The organism is Streptomyces griseus, from assembly GCF_900460065.1.
Classification (GTDB): Bacteria; Actinomycetota; Actinomycetes; order Streptomycetales; family Streptomycetaceae; genus Streptomyces; species Streptomyces griseus.
In genome coordinates this window covers 24,087-41,303 of sequence record NZ_UAVD01000033.1, presented here as the reverse complement: position 1 = coordinate 41,303, position 17,217 = coordinate 24,087, and the positions used below count along the sequence as shown (strand labels likewise).

The following is a 17,217-nucleotide window of genomic DNA, read 5'->3' as shown; positions in this document are numbered from 1 at the left end:
CAGACTTGACGACATGTCGACCGGCAGACGCAGTGCGGGGCTCCTTCTCTTCCGGGTCACGGAGGGTGTGGGCGGGCGGGATGTCGAGGTGCTGATCGGGCACATGGGCGGGCCCTTCTGGGCGGGGCGGGAGGCAGCCGCCTGGTCGGTGCCGAAGGGTGAGTACGGACCGGAGGAGGGCGCGGAGGCCGCCGCCCGCCGGGAGTTCGTGGAGGAGCTGGGCGTGCCGGTCCCGGCGGGCGAGTGGATCGCGCTGGGCGATGCGCGCCAGCGCAGCGGCAAGACGGTGACCGTCTGGGGCCTGGAGGCGGAGCTGGACGTGGCGTCCGTCGTGCCCGGCACGTTCACGATGGAGTGGCCGCGCGGGTCCGGCGTGCGGCAGGAGTTCCCGGAGATGGACCGGTTCGCCTGGTGCACGCCGGAGCAGGCCGCCGAGCGGCTGGTCGTCGGCCAGCGGGTGTTCGTCGACCGGCTGCGCGCTCAGGTGCGCGGGACGGCCGCCTCCCCCGACGCGTAGGCCGGCGCCGCGCCCGCCGGGCGTCCTGCCCGCAGTTCCAGTACGTCGCCGGTGAACCGGGCCCGGAAGCTGCGGTCGTGCGAGACGACGACGACCGCGCCCCGGTACTGGTCGAGGGCCTGTTCCAGCTCCTCCACCAGGCTCAGCGCGATGTGGTTCGTCGGTTCGTCCAGGACCAGCAGATCGGCCGGCCGGGTCACCAGACGGGCCAGGGCCAGCCTGCGTTGCTGCCCGACGGAGAGGGACGCGACGGGCACATCGAGGTCCTCGGGACGGAACAGGCCGAGGGCCAGGAGTTCGTCGGCGTACTCGTCGGGGAAGCCGGGGCGGCCCGCCGCGAAGGTGGCGAGCAGAGTGCGCCGGGTCGGGCGCGCGGGCAGTTCCTGCGGGAGGTAGCCGATGCGGGCCCGGCGGGTGACCGTGCCCGTGTCGGGGGTCAGGTCACCCGCGAGGACCCGCAGCAGGGTGGTCTTCCCGGCCCCGTTCTCACCGGTCACCAGGAGGCGGGCCCCCGGGTCCACGCGCAGGGCGGGAAGGCGGAGGCGGTCCCCGACGGAGACCGCGTCCAGCTCCACGAGGGGCCCCGTCCGGGCCGCGGTGCCGGTCCCGTCGGGGATCGCGCCGCGGTGCGCGGTGCCGGGAGCGGTCCGCACACTGTCCGTGGTTTCCGCCCCGGGTGCGGTCATCGCGCTGTCCTCGGCGGCGGTCCCGTCGGAGACGGCCGGCCGGCCGGTGAAGGCGAGCGGGCGGGGCGGGGGTGGCACGGGCGACCTGCGCAGCGCGTCCAGCCGGGTCCGGGCGGCCCTGACCTGTCCGGACAGCTTCGCCTCGTGCGAGCGGCGGTGCTTGCCGAAGCCTTGTTTCGGGTCTCCTCCGGCGGCCGCGAGCCGCGCTCCGGCCGCTGCGACGAGTTCCTCGGTGCGGGCCAGGTCCGTGAGGTACTCCTCGTGCTCCTGGGCCCAGCGGCGGCGGGCTGCGGCCTTGGCGGTGCGGTAGCCGTCCCAGCCGTCCCCGTACCGGGTGACGGTGCGCAGGTCCCGGTCCACCTCCAGGATCACCGAGGTGACGCGCTCCAGGAACGCCCGGTCGTGGGTGATCGCCACGACGGTGCCCCGGTGGGCGCGCAGGTGGTCCTCCAGCCAGCCGACGGCGCGGGCGTCGAGGTGGTTGGTCGGCTCGTCGAGCAGCAGCAGTTCGGGGGCGGCTGCCAGGACGCAGGCGAGGGCGAGCCGGGACTGCTCGCCGCCGGAGAGCGTGGCGAGGACGCGGTCGCGGGAGAGGTGGCCGAGGCCGAGGCCGTGCAGAGCCGTTTCGGTGCGGGCGTCCGCCCGGTAGCCGTCGCGGTCCTCGTAGGCGGTGAGGAGGTCTCCGTACGCGGCGAGCTCCGCGTCGCTCGGCCCGGGATCTCCGGGCTTCCGCTCCGAGAGGCCGGCCTCCGCCTCGCGGATACGGTGTTCGAGGTCGCGCAGTTCGGCGAGGGCCGCGTCGACGGCGTCCTGCACGGTGTGGGCCGGGTCGAGGCCGAGGGTCTGGGCGAGATAGCCCGTGCCGCCGGGGAAGCGGACGGTGATCTCACCGGTGTCCGGTTGTTCCACTCCGGCCAGCAACCGGAGCAGGGTGGACTTTCCGGAGCCGTTCTCGCCGATGACGGCGGTCTTCTCACCGGGCCGTACGGTGAGGGTCACCTGGTCGAGTACGGAGCGGTCCCCGTATGCCTTGGAGACGTCCTTGATAGCCAGTTGAGCGCGGTCGCGCTGGGGGTGCATGGGTGCCTTTTCCCTGGGTGACGGCCCGCGAAGGCGCGCGGAGGCGCGGCGGCGGGGCGTGGATGCCGGACGGCGGAGGGGACGGCGGCGGGCGCGCGGCTACGTCGAAGTCACCGGGGCGTCCGGAAGGGACGCGCGGTGTGGCGCGCTGCGGCCGTCCGGCCGGGAATCAGCGGAAGAAGTAGAAGCGGTACGAACCCATGTCGGAGAGTCTAACGGGGGTCCTTCTCCCGGCGCCGGGATTTTCCCGCCCCCACCGGTGGCGACCGACGGGCGGGAGAAGGAGGCCGATGCCGGTGGGGGCGGGCGGACGCCGGACGACGAGAGAACCGAGGCCGGGAGGCCGGAGGGGCTCCGGCAGTTGCCCGGGTCCGGGAGCGGAGGCCGTCCTCCCGGACCCGGAGGGGCACGCAGCCGCCCGGTCCCGGAGGGGCTCAGCCGCCCGGGAGGATGACGGCCCGGCCGTTGATCCTGCCGTCGTGGAGGCGCTCGTAGGCGAGCGGGGCCTCGTCGAGGGTGTACGTCTCCACGTGGACGTCCACCGCTCCGGCGTGGGCCAGGTCGAGGACCTCGGCGAGTTCCTTGCGCGAGCCCCAGTAGGGCGCGCAGACGTTGGCGCCGTACGGGAGCGTTCCGAAGCCGACCGGGAGCGCGCCGCCGCCGATGCCGACGATGGTGACGTCGCCGTCGACGCGGGCGACGGCGCCCGCGGTCGCCACGGTGGGCGGCGCTCCGACGAAGTCGAGGACCACGTGGGCGCCGAGTCCGCCGGTCAGCTCCATGACGCGGGCGGCCGCCTTTTCGTCGGAGAGGACGGCTTCGTGCGCGCCGACGGTCCTGGCCAGGGCGAGCTTGTCCTCGGTGACGTCGAGGGCGATCACCCGGGCGGCCGTCATGGCGCGCAGCAGCTGGATCGCGACGTGGCCGAGGCCGCCGGTGCCGATGACGACGGCGGTGGAGCCGGGCACCAGCTTCGCCCGGGAGCGCACGATCGCGTGGTACGGGGTCAGTCCGGCGTCCGTGAGGGGCACGGTCTTGACCGGGTCGAGGTCGCCGATCGGGATCAGGTGGCGGGGGTCGTCGACGATCATGTACTCGGCCATCGCGCCGGGTGCGCCGAGTCCGGGCGGCATGATGCCGAGCTCCTTGGCGCGCAGGCAGTAGTTCTCCTTGCCTTCGGCGCAGTTCACACAGGTGCCGCAGCCCCAGGGCCCGTAGACGGCGACGGAGTCGCCGAGGTCGAAGCCGTCGACGCCGTCACCGAGGGCGGCGACCGTGCCGACGCCCTCGTGCCCCAGGGTCAGGGGCAGCGGGAAGGGGATCTGGTCGGCGGGCCAGCTCATCACGGCGATGTCGGAGTGGCAGACACCGGCGGCGGTCACCTTCAGCAGGACCTGGCCGGGGCCGGGCTCGGGGTCGGGGACGGTGACCACCTCGGGGGCGGCGCCGACGGCCCGGTACTGAACGGCTTTCATGAGGTCTCCTCGTTTCGCTCTCGGTTCTCTTCAACGCCCCCGTGTCCCTTTGTCGCCCCCGTGTCCCCCGCGCGCCACTCGGGCTCCGTCACGGGGCGGAGTAGCCGCCGTCGACCAGGTGGTAGCTGCCGTGGATGAAGGAGGCCTTCTCGGAGAGCAGGAAGGCCGCGAGTTCGGCGACCTCCTCGGCGGTGCCGAGCCGCCCCGCCGGGTGCAGGGAGATCAGGTGCTCACGGGCTCCCGGGTCGGTGTTCCGCAGGAGCGGGGTGTCGATGAAGCCGGGGCCGACGGCGTTGATCCGGACGTTCTGACCGGCGTATTCGAGCGCGGCGGTCTTGGTGAGGCCGACGACTCCGTGCTTGGCCGCGACGTAGGCGGGCGACCCGGCGAAGCCGTTGGTGCCGAGGATGGAGGACATGTTGACGATCGCGCCGCCGCCCGCCGCGACGATGGCGGGCAGTTCGTAGCGCATCGAGTGGAAGACGCCGCTGAGGTTGGTGGCGACGACACGGTTCCAGTCCTCGACCGGGTACGCGCCGGTGGGGGTGCTGGGGCCCGCGATGCCGGCGTTGTTGACGGCGAGGTGGAGGGCGCCGAAGGTGTCCACCGCGAACCGCACGCCCGCTTCGACGGAGGCCGGGTCGGTGACGTCCATCGCGACGGCGGCGGCCCTGGCTCCGGCGCTCTCCAGTTCGGCCGCGGCCTTGCGCGCGCTCTCCTCGTCGTAGTCGGCGACGACGACCGCCGCGCCGCCGGCGGCGAGCCGGCGGGCCAGGGCGAGGCCGATGCCGGAGGCGCCGCCGGTGATGAGGGCGGTGCGGCCCGCGAACTCGGCCGGGGCTTCGGCCTTCGACTCGGCCGCGGGGGTGGCGCTGTGCTCGGTGCTCATGGTGTTGCCTCGGTTCCTTCTGCTTCTTCGGTGGGGCTGGTGGGACTGGTGGTGTCGGCGGTCCCGGCGGTGTCGCGGAGCTGTCCCGGTGGGGGCAGGCGCTGTTCCGGGGCGGGTGGCGGATCTCCGAGCAGGTCGGCGGAGAGCGCGTCGAACGCCTCGGCGACCAGGTCGGGCAGCGCGGCCGGCCGGCCTCCGCGCACCCAGGCGGCCTGGGCGGCGAGCAGCGCGCCCGCTCCTGCGGCGACGGTCACGGCGGGGCGGATGTCCTGTCGGGGATCGACGCCGAGCCGGTCGGCGACGATGGCGATCGAGTCCTCCTGGGCATCCACCCGGATGTGGTGGAAGACGGCGTAGAGCGTCGGCTCCCTCTCGGCGACGACCAGCAGGTCGAAGATCCGGGGGCGTCGGTGCCAGGGTTCCGCCCCGGGATCGGCGAGCCAGTCGAGGACGGCACGGCGGTAGGCGAGGAGCGGCGGTTCGGGAGCCGGGCGGGCCTTCAGGGCCGCGTTGATGCGGTCGCCGTCGCCCCGCAGGGAGTCGAGGGCCGCGGCCTCCTTGCTCGGGAAGTACCTGCTGAACGTGCGGCGGTCGACGTCCGCGGCTTCCGCGATCTCCTCGACCGTCACGTTCCGCAGCCCCCGGTCGAGCACCAGCTCGAACGCGGCCTGCGCCAGAGTGTCACGGGTGCGGCGCGCCTTGCGGCCGCGCCGATCCGGGATCTTCCGTTCCGGAGTCATACATGCACCGTACACCTGAAAATGTCCCCACGCGACATTCGTCTCGTGGGGACATCATGGTGACGTCACGGAAACGTCGTGGGGGGCCTCAGGGGTGCGTGCCGCGGGCTCACGAAGCGCGTTCAGACCGCGGCGGGCCGCCGCCGGGCCCCGGCCTCGCCCGCTGCGGCGGCCCCACCGGGAGACGCGGCGGCGTCGGGCGCGGCATCGGCGGAGACCGCCGCGGCCACCACCGTGGGCCGCCCTCCGTCGGCGGGGGTGCGCAGCAGGGCGAGTGCGGCGATGTCGTCGCGTCGGACGCCTCCGGAGAACTCCTCCAGATCGACGTGGAGCGCGTCGAGCAGCTCGCGCGGCCCGTGCCCGGCCCAGGCCCCGATCCGCTCGTCCAGCGGGTAGAAGGCGCCGGTGGCGTCGCGGGCCTCGGTCACCCCGTCGGTGACGACGAGGAGCGTCGCGCCCGGCGGGAAGTCGAAGGACTCGGTTCTGCGGGTCTCCCGGCTGAGTCCGGCGAGGCCGAGGGGGACGTACGTCCGGTGGAGCGTGACGGCCGAGGACCGGCCCCCGTGCAGCAGGCGCGGCGGCAGGTGCCCGCAGTTCACGACCTCCACCCGGCCGCCCTCGTCGAACCCGAGGACGAGTGCGGTCACGAAGCGTTCGGCCTCGCCCGTCTGGGCGGAGAACACGTTGTGCCGGACGACGGCGTCCTCCAGCGCCTCCACCACTCCGGTGAGGGTGGGTTCGCGGATGGCCGCCTCACGGAACGCGGCGATGGCGGCGAACCCGGCGCCGATGGCCGCGAGCCCCTTGCCCTGGACGTCCCCGATGATCACCCGGGTCCCGTAGGGCGACTCGACGACCTCGTAGATGTCCCCGCCGACGAAGCGGTCCTCCTCGATCGGCTCGTAGAGCCCGTGTGCGACGACGTGGTCGGTACCGACCGGCAGCGGCCGCAGGATCTGGCGCTGGAGAGTGACGGCGGCGGACCGGAGGCGCGCCATCTCGGTGGCGTGCCGGATGCGCGCCGCGCAGGCGGCGACCCCGAGCGCGCAGGCCAGTACGGCGAATCCGATGCCGAAGACGAAGTCCCAGAAGGTCCCGTCCGCCCCGGCCCGGAACCCGACGACGACCGTGGTGATCCACACCGCGATCCAGATGGTCTGGCGGAGGCTGCAGTAGACGGAGGCCAGCGCGGGGACGACGACGAGCAGCGGCACGACCCGCAGGTCGTTGCCCGTGCTGATGTCGAGGAACACGACGAATACGGTCAGCAGCGAGAGACCGCCGACCAGCGCCCAGTTGCCGATCCGGCTCCGGGACGCCGCCCCGACCCCGTCCGCCCCGGGCGCGGCACCGCTCCGGGGCCCGCTCCACTTCTGTGCCATGTCCAGGAACCTCATGGGCACGGCATGTCCTCCCGCTGATCTCTCGGCGCCGCCCGCGGTTCGGCCGGTCCCTTCCAGTTGACCGGGTTACGGGCGTCCGCGCAGGAGGGCTTAGGGCCCCGAGCGGCTGCCGAAGGTCCCGCCAGGGATTTCCGCCCCGGGACCCGGGGCCCGTACCGGAGGCGCCTCAGGCCCCGGCCCCGTCGCACGGATACCGGGCACCCCGGTACCCGGGTCCGCGCCGGCGCTCGGTCCTCCGTTCTCCTGTGCCCGCGTGTTCGATGCTCGTGGTCCTGTATCGGTCAGCGCAGTGAGGCTCTGCGGCCGGCGTCGGCGGACGGGAGCGTGGCGGGGACGAGCGCGGAGAGGAATTCCGTACGCCGGCGAAGCCCGAAGCCGAGGGACTCGTAGAGCCGGATGGCCCCGGTGTTGGAGGCGGAGGCATGCAGGAACGGCGTCTCGCCGCGCTCCCGGATCCCGTGCGCGACCGCCAGGACCAGCCGGCTCGCCAGCCCCTGCCCCCGTACGGACTCGTCCGTGCAGACACCGCTGATCTCCGTGAAGCCGGGCGGATGCAGCCGCTCCCCCGCCATCGCCACCAGCGCGCCACCTCGACGGATGCCCAGATAGGTGCCCAGCTCGACCGTGCGCGTCAGGAAGGGTCCGGGGCGGGTGCGCGCCACCAGGTCCAGCATCTCCGGCACGTCATCGGGTCCCAGCGGGACCGCCTCCGGATCGGGCGCGGCGTCCACGGACGCGTCGACCAGCTGGACGCCCTCGGCCCGGAAGACGATCTCCCAGTCCCGCGGCGGCGGCTCCTGGAACGCGGCCAGGGCGACGGAGCCGCCCGGCCCCGCGAGTGCCGCGACGTCGGCCCAGTCCCGGGCCTCCGGGGCGTCGGGGAGCGCGAGCCAGGGAGTGACGTCGGCGGGATAGCGCAGGACGCGCCCGCGGCTCTCGGCGAAGTGGGCGTGCGGGCCGGTGAGCGAGGACCGGGCAGGGTTGTCCAGGGGATGGAGCCTGGAAGGATCGTCGGTCCGGGGCCTGGTGCGGTTCTGGGTCATGGTCTTCCTCGTTCTCGTTCCGTCCATCGCACGGTTCTCGGCAGCGGGGCTCCGGGGTCGGGAACGGCGCACCCACCAGGCGGGAAATGCCGGTGGCCACGGCTGGTATTCCGTGCGGCCCATCTGTTCACGGGCTCGCAATCATCGGGGCGCGGGCCCTCCGTCCCCGTGCCGGGCCCGCACCGCCGGGAGCCGACAGCCCCTGCGCCCTCCCCGAGCCCCCGGCGTACACCCGGACGGGTGAGCGGCGAAATCGACTCATCCGTAGGCTGATACGCGCCGGTCCGGTCCCAACAACCCCCCGTCTGTGGCACTCTGGTGGCGACCGCCCCACCGGGCTCCCCCGTACCGGTGGGGCGGTTGTTTGCGCATTCATTGCGCGCCATCCCTCACGTGGGCCCCTCGCATACGCCCTCCACCTGCACTTTTCCGCTCGCGTCCTGCGGCCCGCACCCCTCGGCCCGGGCCGCTCGGCACGCGACGCGCACCTCACGGTTCGCACCTCGCGGGTGACCGCCCATCAGATCCGAACTGCTCCCCTTTCAAGCCAACTCATTCCTGATGGCCGGATCAACTCTCTCTTCGACGCATGAGAGCCGAGCCTCTGGGAAGGCGAACAGACCTCAGGGCCTACGAACCAGGGGAGCGTGAAGCCGACATGAGCGCGCAGACCGCACGGACCGCGCAGACGGCCGACAGGGAGCAGGCGGGCACCACCGGGGAACTTCCGTGGATCGAGGACGCCGGAAAGGTCGCCCCGATGGACGCGCGCCGGCTCTCGCGCCTCTTCTTCGACCGCCTCCAGACTCTGGAGGAGGGCACCCACGCGTACCAGTACGCGCGCAACACCCTGATCGAGATGAACCTGTCCCTCGTCCGTTTCGCCGCCAACCGCTTCCGCAACCGGGGCAGCGGCGACATGGAGGACATCGTCCAGGTCGGCACCATCGGGCTGATCAAGGCGATCGACCGCTTCGACCTCTCACGGGAGGTCGAGTTCACCTCGTTCGCGGTGCCGTACATCGTCGGGGAGATCAAGCGGTTCTTCCGTGACACGAGTTGGGCCGTGCACGTGCCGCGACGCCTCCAGGAACTGCGCGTCGACCTCGCCAAGGCGAAGGAGGCGCTGGCCGGCGTCCTCGACCGGGACCCCACGGCGAAGGAGCTGGCGGAGTACCTGGGGATCGAGGAGTCCGAGGTCACGGAGGGGATCGTCGCCTCCAACGGCTACACGGCGGGCTCCCTGGACATGCCGACCGACACCGCGGAGGCCGGGCCCGGCCAGACCGCGGGGCGGACCTTCGCCGATGTGCTGGGCGACCCGGACCCCGCCATGGAGGCCGTGGAGAACCTCCACGCCCTCGCACCCCTGCTGGACGAACTGGACGAGCGGGAGCGCCGGATCATCGACATGCGCTTCGGCCAGGAGATGACCCAGGCACAGATCGGCGCGGAGCTGGGGATCTCGCAGATGCACGTGTCCCGGCTGCTGAGCCGGATGCTGGGCAAGCTGCGGAGCGGGATGCTCGTCCAGGAGTGACCGCCGCCGGGGCGGACAGCACGGAGGAGGGGTGTTGCGGTTCTGACTGATGCATCAGTCAGAACCGCAACACCCCTTCTCATTTATGTTTCCCCCTTACTCGTGTTGAGGTTTTCTCAACACGTCGTTACGGTGGCTGACCATGCAGCAACAGCACGAGGTGGCCGCACGGGTCCGGCGGGTGATCGACGCGGCGGGTGTGAGCGCGCGGGAATTCGCGCGGCGGATCGTCATCGATCCGTCGAAGCTCTCCCGGTCCCTCAACGGCACCCGGCGCTTCACCGCCGCCGAACTGGCCCGGATCGCGGACACCGGCGGCGTGGACGTGGGATGGCTGCTCGGGTCTGCGGCCGGTGCGGCGGCGACGCCGTCGACCGTACGTTCGCCGTCGGCCCCTCGCCTGCCCCCGGCCTCGACGGAGGGCGGCAGGCCTCTCCAGATCGTGCGCGAAACCGTCCGGCTCATCGCCGAACGCGGCTTCCACGCCGTCCGGGTCGCGGACATCGCCGCGGCCTGCCACACCAGCACGGCGGCGATCCACTACCACTTCCCCGGGCGTGACGAACTGCTGGAGGCGGCGGTCCGCTGGTGCATGGACGAGGACACCCGGCGCCGCGCCGACGCCACGGCCGGCGCCCGTCACGCCGGGGACGAACTGCGGCTGCTGATCGAACTCCAGACGCCCCGCACCGAACAGCAGCGGCGACAGTGGTGTGTCTGGCTCGACCTGTGGGCCGAGGCCGCCCGGTCCACCACGGTCGGACAGCTCCACGTGGAGTACTACCGGCAGTGGCGGGGAACGGTCGCCGACGTGATCCGTCGCGGCGTCGGACAGGGCGTGTTCCGCCCGGTCGACGCGGACGGCGCGGCCCTCACCCTCACCGCGCTCATCGACGGCCTGGCCTCCCAGGTCCTGGCCACCGCGCCCGGCCACCCGGGCACCGGCGCACAGACCATGCACGACGCGCTCATCGCCCACGTGAGCGCCTGTCTGGCGGCACCCGCTGCCGACTGACACCCGGCAGCCGCCCCGTACACGCTTCCCCCCTCCCCTTCCCCCTCCTCCCCCGGCCTCCCGGCACGCCCGGCACGCCCGGCGCCCGACTCCCGAGCCCGAGACTCCCGACCCCCAGCCCCCCCTGAACCCCCCGAACTCCCCGAACTCCCCGAACTCCCCGAACTCCCCGAACTCCCCGAGAGGAGACGTTCCCGCATGCCCGTGAACCAGGACGTCATCATCACCTGCGCCCTCACCGGAGCCGGCGACACCGTCGGCCGCAGCCCCCATGTCCCGGTGACGCCCGAGCAGATCGCCGCCTCCGCCGTCGAGGCCGCCGGGGCCGGGGCCGCCGTGGTGCACATCCATGTCCGCGAGCCGGAGACCGGCGCGCCCTCCCGCGATCCGCGGCTCTACCGGGAGGTCGTCGAGCGGATCCGGGAGACCGGCACCGACGTGGTCATCAACCTGACCGCCGGCATGGGCGGCGACCTCGTCATCGACCCGGAGGCCCCGCTCCGCCGGCTGCCGGGGACCGATCTGGTCGGCGGTCTCGAACGGCTGCCGCACGTCGAGGAGCTGCTGCCGGACATCTGCACCCTGGACTGCGGCTCGCTCAACTTCGGCGACGGCAGCAACCTCTACGTCTCGACCCCCGACATGCTGCGCACCGGCGCGAAGCGCATCCAGGAGCTCGGGGTCCGGCCCGAGCTGGAGATCTTCGACACCGGGCAGCTGTGGTTCGCCAAGCAGCTCCTCGCCGAGGGACTGCTCGACGATCCCACCGTCTTCCAGCTCTGCATGGGCATTCCGTGGGGCGCGCCCGCCGACCCGGGCGTCCTCCAGTCGATGGTCAACCTGCTTCCGCCGGGCGCCCAGTGGGCGAGCTTCGCACTCGGCCGGATGCAGATGCCCTGGGTCGCCCAGTCGATCCTGCTCGGCGGACACGTCCGGGTCGGACTGGAGGACAACCTCTATCTGGGCAAGGGGGTCAAGGCCACCAACGGGCAGCTGGTGGAACGCGCCGTCCGGATCACCGAGTCCCTGGGCTCCCGGGTCGCCACGCCCGACGAGGCACGCGCGAAGCTCGGCCTGCGCCCGCGCCCCTGACCACCCTCCCTCTCCCCCTGACTCCCCTGCCCCTCCCCCCCTGTCTCTCCCACTGATTCCTCCCTCCCCCACCTTTCTGGAGTGTCGCCCGTGACTGTCACCCCCTCTGCCGCCACGACCGACGGCCCCGCCGCCCCCTGCGCCCCGGAGGACGTACGACGTGTCGCCTGCGTCGGGACCGGGGTCATCGGCGGCGGCTGGGCCGCCCACTTCCTCGCCCGCGGATACGACGTCACCGCCTGGGACCCGGCCCCCGACGCGGCCGTCCGGCTGCGCCGGCTCATCGCCGCGGCCTGGCCCGCGCTCGAACAGCTCGGACTGGCCGAAGGCGCGTCGCAGGACCGGCTGACCGTCACCTCCACCCTCGAAGAGGCCGTGGCCGACGCCCAGTTCGTCCAGGAGAGCGCACCCGAGAAGCTGGACCTCAAGCGCGATCTGCTGGCCCGGCTGGACGCCGCGACCCCCGCCGGCACGGTGATCGCCTCGTCGACCTCCGGCTACCCGATGACGGACATGCAGACGGAGGCCGCCGACCCGGGGCGGCTCGTCGTCGGGCACCCCTTCAACCCGCCCTACCTCATCCCCCTCGTCGAGGTCGTCGGCGGGGTACGGACCGCGCCCGCCGCGGTCGACTGGGCCGCGCGCTTCTACGCCGTCGCGGGCAAGTCCGTGATCACCATGGAACGCGAGGTGCCCGGCTTCATAGCCAACCGGCTCCAGGAGGCCCTCTGGCGCGAAGCCCTGCACATGGTCGCCAACGGCGAGGCGACGGTGGCGGAGATCGACGCGTCGATCACCGAGGGCCCGGGGCTCCGCTGGGCCGTCATGGGACCGATGCTGACCTTCGCGCTCGCGGGCGGCGAAGGCGGGATGGCCCATATGCTCGACCACTTCGGCCCGTCGCTCACGTCACCCTGGACCCGGCTGGAGGCGCCGGAACTGGACCGGGCGCTGTACGACGCGGTGGTGGCGGGCTGCGAGGAGGCGGCCGACGGCCGGAGCATCGCCGATCTGGTCGCCGAACGGGACCGGGGCGTCATCGACGTCCTGCGGGCCACGGGCCGGCTCCCCCGGTCCGCCGAGGAGGCGGCCCGATGAGCGAGCACGCCACCACGCAGGAGACGGCCGCGACCGACGAGGCCACACAACTCCCCCTGCTCCACCGGACCGTGCGACCGGAGTGGATCGACTACAACGGCCACATGAGCGAGGCGTTCTACGTCCTGGTCTTCGGGTACGCCACCGACGCGATGATGATCGAGACCGGCCTGCACGCCGGGTACCGGGAGAGCACCGGCTGCTCGCTCTACACCGTCGAGTCCCATCTGCGCTATCTCCGCGATGTGGCCGAGGGCGCCCATCTCGCCGTCCGCACACGCCTGTTGGGGGTGGACGCGAAGAAGGCGCGCTTCAGCCACGAGCTGTACGCGGTGGACGCGCCGGACGGCGTACCGGAGCCGGATGCCGCCCCGGTGGCGACGAGCGAGCTGCTGGCCCTCCACGTGGACCAGCGGGCGGGGCGCACCGTCCCCTTCCCGGACGCCGTACGGGAGCGGCTGGCCGCGCTCGTCGAACCGGCACCCGCGTGGGCGGGCCGCTCGATCGCCGAGGTCCCGGCGGCCCGCTGAGCCGTCTCCGCCCTCTCCCACCATCCCCGCTCCCCTCCTCCCGGCCGCGTCGACCCGGGTCGGCGGCCGAGGGCGGGCGGGGGCCCGGAGCGGCCGGGTGTGGCTTCCGCGTTGCCACCGTGTTGCGGGAGGTGACGCGCCATTGCGGGTTCGTGGCCGGGCGGGCGTCACGCTTCCGGGGGCGCCCGGTGCGGCTTACGGTCCGTATTCAGCCGTCACCGCTCCGTGCGAGGAACCACATGAGCCAGCCCCTCGACTCCGTCACCGCAGGCCACACCCCCGAGGACCAGCACCGTCAGGAGCCCGGCGCAGCCTGGTCGTTCGAGACCAAGCAGATCCACTCCGGCGCCGCCCCGGACCCGACGACCGGCGCCCGGGCGGTGCCGATCTACCAGTCGACGTCCTTCGTCTTCCGCGACACGCAGCACGCGGCCGACGTGTTCTCGCTGGCCGAGCCGGGCAACATCTACACCCGCATCCACAACCCCACCCAGGACGTCCTGGAGCAGCGCATCGCCGCGCTGGAGGGCGGGGTCGCCGCCGTCGCGCTGGCTTCGGGGCAGGCCGCCGAGACGCTGGCGATCCTGACGCTGGCCGGGGCCGGGGGCCACATCGTCTCCTCCCCCTCGCTGTACGGCGGCACCTACAACCTCTTCCGTCACACGCTGCCCCGGTTCGGCATCGAGGTGACGTTCGTCGAGGACCCGGAGGACCTGGCGGCGTGGCGGGCCGCGGTCCGGCCCAACACGAGGGCGTTCTTCGCCGAGACGCTCGGCAATCCGCGCGGCGACGTGCTGGACGTCCGGGGCGTCGCGGACACCGCGCACGCGGCCGGGGTTCCGCTCATCGTCGACAACACCGTGCCCACCCCCTACCTGCTGCGGCCGATCGAGCACGGCGCGGACATCGTGGTCCACTCGGCGACCAAGTTCCTCGGCGGGCACGGCACGACGATCGGCGGCGTGGTCGTGGACTCCGGCGCCTTCGACTTCGGAGCGCATCCCGAACGCTTCCCCGAGTTCCACGATCCCGACCCGAGCTACCACGGGCTGCGCTACTGGCCGGACCTCGGCCCCGGCGCGTTCGCGGTGAAGCTCCGGGTGCAGTTGCTGCGCGACTTCGGGCCCGCCCTCTCGCCGCACTCGGCGTTCCTGCTGCTCCAGGGCGTCGAGACGCTGAGCCTGCGGCTGGAGCGGCACACCTCCAACGCCCTGGAGCTGGCCCGCTGGCTGGAGGGGCGCGACGAGGTGGAGACCGTGCACTACGCGGGCCTGGAGTCGAACCGCTGGTACGAGGCCGGGCAGCGCTACCTGCCGCGCGGGGCCGGGGCCGTGCTGGCGTTCGAGCTGAAGGGCGGGGTCGAGGCGGGCCGGAGGTTCGTGGACGCCGTCGAGCTGTTCAGCCACCTCGCCAACATCGGTGACGTACGGAGTCTGATCATCCACCCGGCCTCCACCACGCACAGCCAGCTCACCGAGGAGCAACTGCTCGCCACCGGCGCCACGGCCGGTCTGGTGCGGCTGTCGGTGGGACTGGAGAACGTGGACGACCTCAAGGCCGACCTGGAGGCGGGTTTCCGGGCGGCGAAGGCGGCGTCCTGAACCGGCGGGACCCGCACCGCGCCTTCCCCCTCCCGCCGGCCTCCGGAGGCCGGCGGGAGGGGGATCCGCCCGGTCGCCGCCGCTGGGCGGCGATCGAGGACCCGCTGCCCCTGGAGTCCGGCGTCCGGCTGCCGGGGGTGCGCCTGGCGTACGAGACCTGGGGGCAGCGGGCGGCGGACGGGTCCAACGCGGTGCTGGTGCTGCACGCGCTGACGGGCGACAGCCATGTGGCCGGACCGGCCGGACCGGGGCATCCGACGCCCGGCTGGTGGGACGCGCTGGTCGGTCCCGGCCGGGCGCTCGACACCGACCGCTGGTTCGTCGTCGCGCCCAACGTCCTGGGCGGCTGCCAGGGCAGCACCGGACCGTCCTCCCCCGGCCCCGACGGCACGCCGTGGGGGCCGCTGTTCCCCTATCTGAGCGTCCGGGACCAGGTGGCGGCCGAGGCGGCGCTCGCCGACGCGTTGGGCATCGACCGGTGGGCGGCCGTCGTCGGCGGGTCGATGGGCGGCATGCGGGCCCTGGAGTGGGCGGTGAGCAGGCCCGGGCGCACCGGTTCGCTGCTCGTGCTCGCCGCCCCGGCGGCGGCCTCGGCCGAGCAGATCGCCTGGGGCTCGGTACAGGTCGGCGCGATCCGCTCCGACCCGGGGTGGCGGGGCGGCGACTACCACGCGGCGCCCCCGGGCGGCGGCCCGCATCTGGGGCTCGGACAGGCGCGCCGCATCGCCCACATCACCTATCGCGCCGAACCCGAGCTGGACTCCCGCTTCGGAAGGAAGGCACAGCCCGGGGAACGGCCGGGGGCCGGCGGCCGCTACCGGGTGGAGTCCTATCTCGACCACCACGCGGACAAGCTGGTGCACCGCTTCGACGCGGGCAGCTATGTGACGCTCACCGAGGCGATGAACGGCCACGATGTCGGCCGGGGCCGGGGCGGGACCGCCCGGGCGCTGCGCCGTGCGGACATGCCCGCCCTGGTCGCGGGGGTCGACTCGGACCGGCTGTATCCGCCGGCGCAGCAGGAGCGCCTGGCCGCACTGCTGCCGGGGGCGGACGCCGCGCGCACCATCGCCTCGCCCTGCGGGCACGACGGGTTCCTCATCGAGACGGAGCAGGTGGGCCTGCTCGTGCGGGAGTTGCTCGCGAGCCTGCCGCAACCGCGCCCGCATCCCGTCCCCACGCCCTCCCTCTCCGCTTCCACGTCGACGTCCGCCTCCCCTCCCCTTCCCCCCTGAACCGCGAGGAGCCTCCATGAGCCCCGTTCCGACCGAGGACGTCTACGACCGGATACGGATGCGGCAGTGGACCGGCGGCCGGGCACGCTCCGCCGGGATCGACCGCCGCGATCTGCTGAAGCTGGTCGCGGCGGCCTCGGCCGCCGTGCCGCTGGCCTCGGTCGCCGCACCGGCGCGGGCCGCCGACGGGCTGCCCGGCGTGGTCAAGCCGCTGCCCCCGGAGCTGTTCACGCTGCGCGGCACCAACGCGGAGACGAAGTTCGAGGCCCTGCGGGACACCGGGCTGCTGACACCCGCCGACCGGTTCTTCGTCCGCAATCACACCGCCACCCCGCGCATCGACCGGGCCGACTGGAAGCTGACGGTCTGGGGCGACGGGCTGAGCGGCGGCCCGGTGGACTTCACCTTCGCCGATCTGCTGGCCCTTCCCCCGGTGACGCGCACCGCGTTCGTGGAGTGCGCGGGCAACGGCCGCAGCTACTTCGCCTCGCAGCAGGGCCAGGCGGTCAGCGGGACCGCCTGGACGCTCGGGGCGATCGGGACGGCACGCTGGCACGGGGTGCGGCTGGCGGACGTGCTGCGCCGGGCGGGGATCGGGCGGCACGCGGTGGACGTCCTGCCGCGTGGCCTGGACGCGGAGGTCGTCACCGACGGGGTGAACCTGGGGCGGGTGCGCCGTCCGCTGCCCGTGGCGAAGGCCCTGGACGACGTGCTGCTCGCGTACGGGATGAACGGCGAGCCGCTGCCGCCCGACCACGGCTGTCCGGTGCGGCTGATCGTGCCGTCGTGGGTGGGTATCGCGAACATCAAGTGGGTCGGGGACATCGAGGTGAGCTCCGGGCCGCTGCTCACCCCGTGGAACACCGGCCTCTACCGGCTGTTCGGTCCCGGCCATCCGCCCGAGGGGAGCGCGCCGCTGACCCGGCAGACGCTCAAGAGCGCCTTCGAGCTGGCCCCGGGCGCCGCGTTCCGCACCCATCGGCGCACACTGCTGACCGGACGTTCCTGGTCCGGCGGGGCGCCCGTGCGGGCCGTGGAGGTCAGCACCGACGGCGGAGCGCGCTGGCGGGCGGCCCGGCTGCGGGACGAGCCGCGGGCCGGGAGCTGGGTGCGCTGGACGGCCGACTGGGTGCCGAGGGAACGGGGCCCGGTCGTGCTGCTGGCACGGGCGACGGACCGCTCGGGGCGTACCCAGCCGGTGGCCACCGCCCACAACACGCAGGGCTACCTGTTCGACGCGGTGGTGCGGCATCCGGTGACCGTGGACTGACCC

Annotated in this window: 15 protein-coding genes; 9 read left to right on the top strand and 6 right to left on the bottom strand. The window is 73.5% G+C overall.

The window, feature by feature from the left end; translation table 11 throughout:
- Positions 1–13 precede the first annotated feature (13 nt).
- Complete coding sequence (locus DTB53_RS24585; protein ID WP_003970976.1) at positions 14–517, top strand: NUDIX hydrolase; 504 nt, start codon at positions 14–16, stop codon at positions 515–517.
- On the opposite strand, the gene DTB53_RS24580 is transcribed toward DTB53_RS24585, so the two are convergent.
- The 6 genes from DTB53_RS24580 to DTB53_RS24555 form a co-directional block, all read right to left on the bottom strand.
- On the bottom strand, positions 481–2,283 hold the full coding sequence (locus DTB53_RS24580) for an ABC-F family ATP-binding cassette domain-containing protein (protein ID WP_012382104.1): 1,803 nt from the start codon (positions 2,281–2,283) through the stop codon (positions 481–483). The two genes, DTB53_RS24585 and DTB53_RS24580, sit on opposite strands and share 37 nt — an antisense overlap.
- A gap of 434 nt (positions 2,284–2,717) precedes the next feature.
- The gene (locus tag DTB53_RS24575) at positions 2,718–3,758 is read right to left on the bottom strand and encodes an NAD(P)-dependent alcohol dehydrogenase (RefSeq protein ID WP_003970974.1); all 1,041 of its coding nucleotides are present in this window, start codon (positions 3,756–3,758) and stop codon (positions 2,718–2,720) included.
- 88 nt (positions 3,759–3,846) lie between these two features.
- Positions 3,847–4,647, bottom strand: a complete 801-nt coding sequence (locus tag DTB53_RS24570) for an SDR family NAD(P)-dependent oxidoreductase (protein WP_012382103.1) — start codon at positions 4,645–4,647, stop codon at positions 3,847–3,849.
- Entirely contained in the window at positions 4,644–5,387 is a 744-nt protein-coding gene (locus DTB53_RS24565) for a TetR family transcriptional regulator (protein WP_012382102.1), read from the bottom strand. The genes DTB53_RS24570 and DTB53_RS24565 overlap by 4 nt, the downstream gene beginning before the upstream one ends.
- 122 nt (positions 5,388–5,509) lie before the next feature.
- Positions 5,510–6,769: a PP2C family protein-serine/threonine phosphatase gene (locus DTB53_RS24560; protein WP_012382101.1), complete on the bottom strand. Its 1,260-nt coding sequence runs from the start codon at positions 6,767–6,769 to the stop codon at positions 5,510–5,512.
- Between the two features lie 302 nt (positions 6,770–7,071).
- Positions 7,072–7,833, bottom strand: coding sequence for a GNAT family N-acetyltransferase (locus DTB53_RS24555; RefSeq protein WP_042497767.1), 762 nt, complete (start codon positions 7,831–7,833; stop codon positions 7,072–7,074).
- A 658-nt stretch (positions 7,834–8,491) separates the two neighbouring features.
- Between DTB53_RS24555 and DTB53_RS24550 the strand changes: the two genes are divergently transcribed.
- The 8 genes from DTB53_RS24550 (at position 8,492) to DTB53_RS24515 (ending at position 17,214) form a co-directional block, all read left to right on the top strand.
- Positions 8,492–9,373, top strand: coding sequence for an RNA polymerase sigma factor SigF (locus DTB53_RS24550; protein ID WP_003970969.1), 882 nt, complete (start codon positions 8,492–8,494; stop codon positions 9,371–9,373).
- A 142-nt stretch (positions 9,374–9,515) separates the two neighbouring features.
- Positions 9,516–10,388, top strand: a complete 873-nt coding sequence (locus DTB53_RS24545) for a TetR/AcrR family transcriptional regulator (RefSeq protein WP_012382099.1) — start codon at positions 9,516–9,518, stop codon at positions 10,386–10,388.
- A 198-nt stretch (positions 10,389–10,586) separates the two neighbouring features.
- Positions 10,587–11,480, top strand: coding sequence for a beta-keto acid cleavage family enzyme (locus tag DTB53_RS24540; protein WP_003970967.1), 894 nt, complete (start codon positions 10,587–10,589; stop codon positions 11,478–11,480).
- 90 nt (positions 11,481–11,570) lie between these two features.
- Complete coding sequence (locus tag DTB53_RS24535; RefSeq protein ID WP_012382098.1) at positions 11,571–12,578, top strand: 3-hydroxyacyl-CoA dehydrogenase NAD-binding domain-containing protein; 1,008 nt, start codon at positions 11,571–11,573, stop codon at positions 12,576–12,578.
- The gene (locus tag DTB53_RS24530; RefSeq protein ID WP_003970965.1) at positions 12,575–13,108 is read left to right on the top strand and encodes a thioesterase family protein; all 534 of its coding nucleotides are present in this window, start codon (positions 12,575–12,577) and stop codon (positions 13,106–13,108) included. The genes DTB53_RS24535 and DTB53_RS24530 overlap by 4 nt, the downstream gene beginning before the upstream one ends.
- Positions 13,109–13,347: 239 nt before the next feature.
- Positions 13,348–14,709 (top strand): bifunctional o-acetylhomoserine/o-acetylserine sulfhydrylase, encoded by a 1,362-nt coding sequence (locus DTB53_RS24525; protein WP_003970964.1) that lies wholly within the window; start codon positions 13,348–13,350, stop codon positions 14,707–14,709.
- Positions 14,706–15,944, top strand: coding sequence for a homoserine O-acetyltransferase MetX (metX, locus tag DTB53_RS24520; protein ID WP_012382097.1), 1,239 nt, complete (start codon positions 14,706–14,708; stop codon positions 15,942–15,944). The genes DTB53_RS24525 and metX overlap by 4 nt, the downstream gene beginning before the upstream one ends.
- Before the next feature lie 16 nt (positions 15,945–15,960).
- Positions 15,961–17,214: a sulfite oxidase gene (locus DTB53_RS24515; protein ID WP_042497763.1), complete on the top strand. Its 1,254-nt coding sequence runs from the start codon at positions 15,961–15,963 to the stop codon at positions 17,212–17,214.
- Positions 17,215–17,217 lie beyond the last annotated feature (3 nt).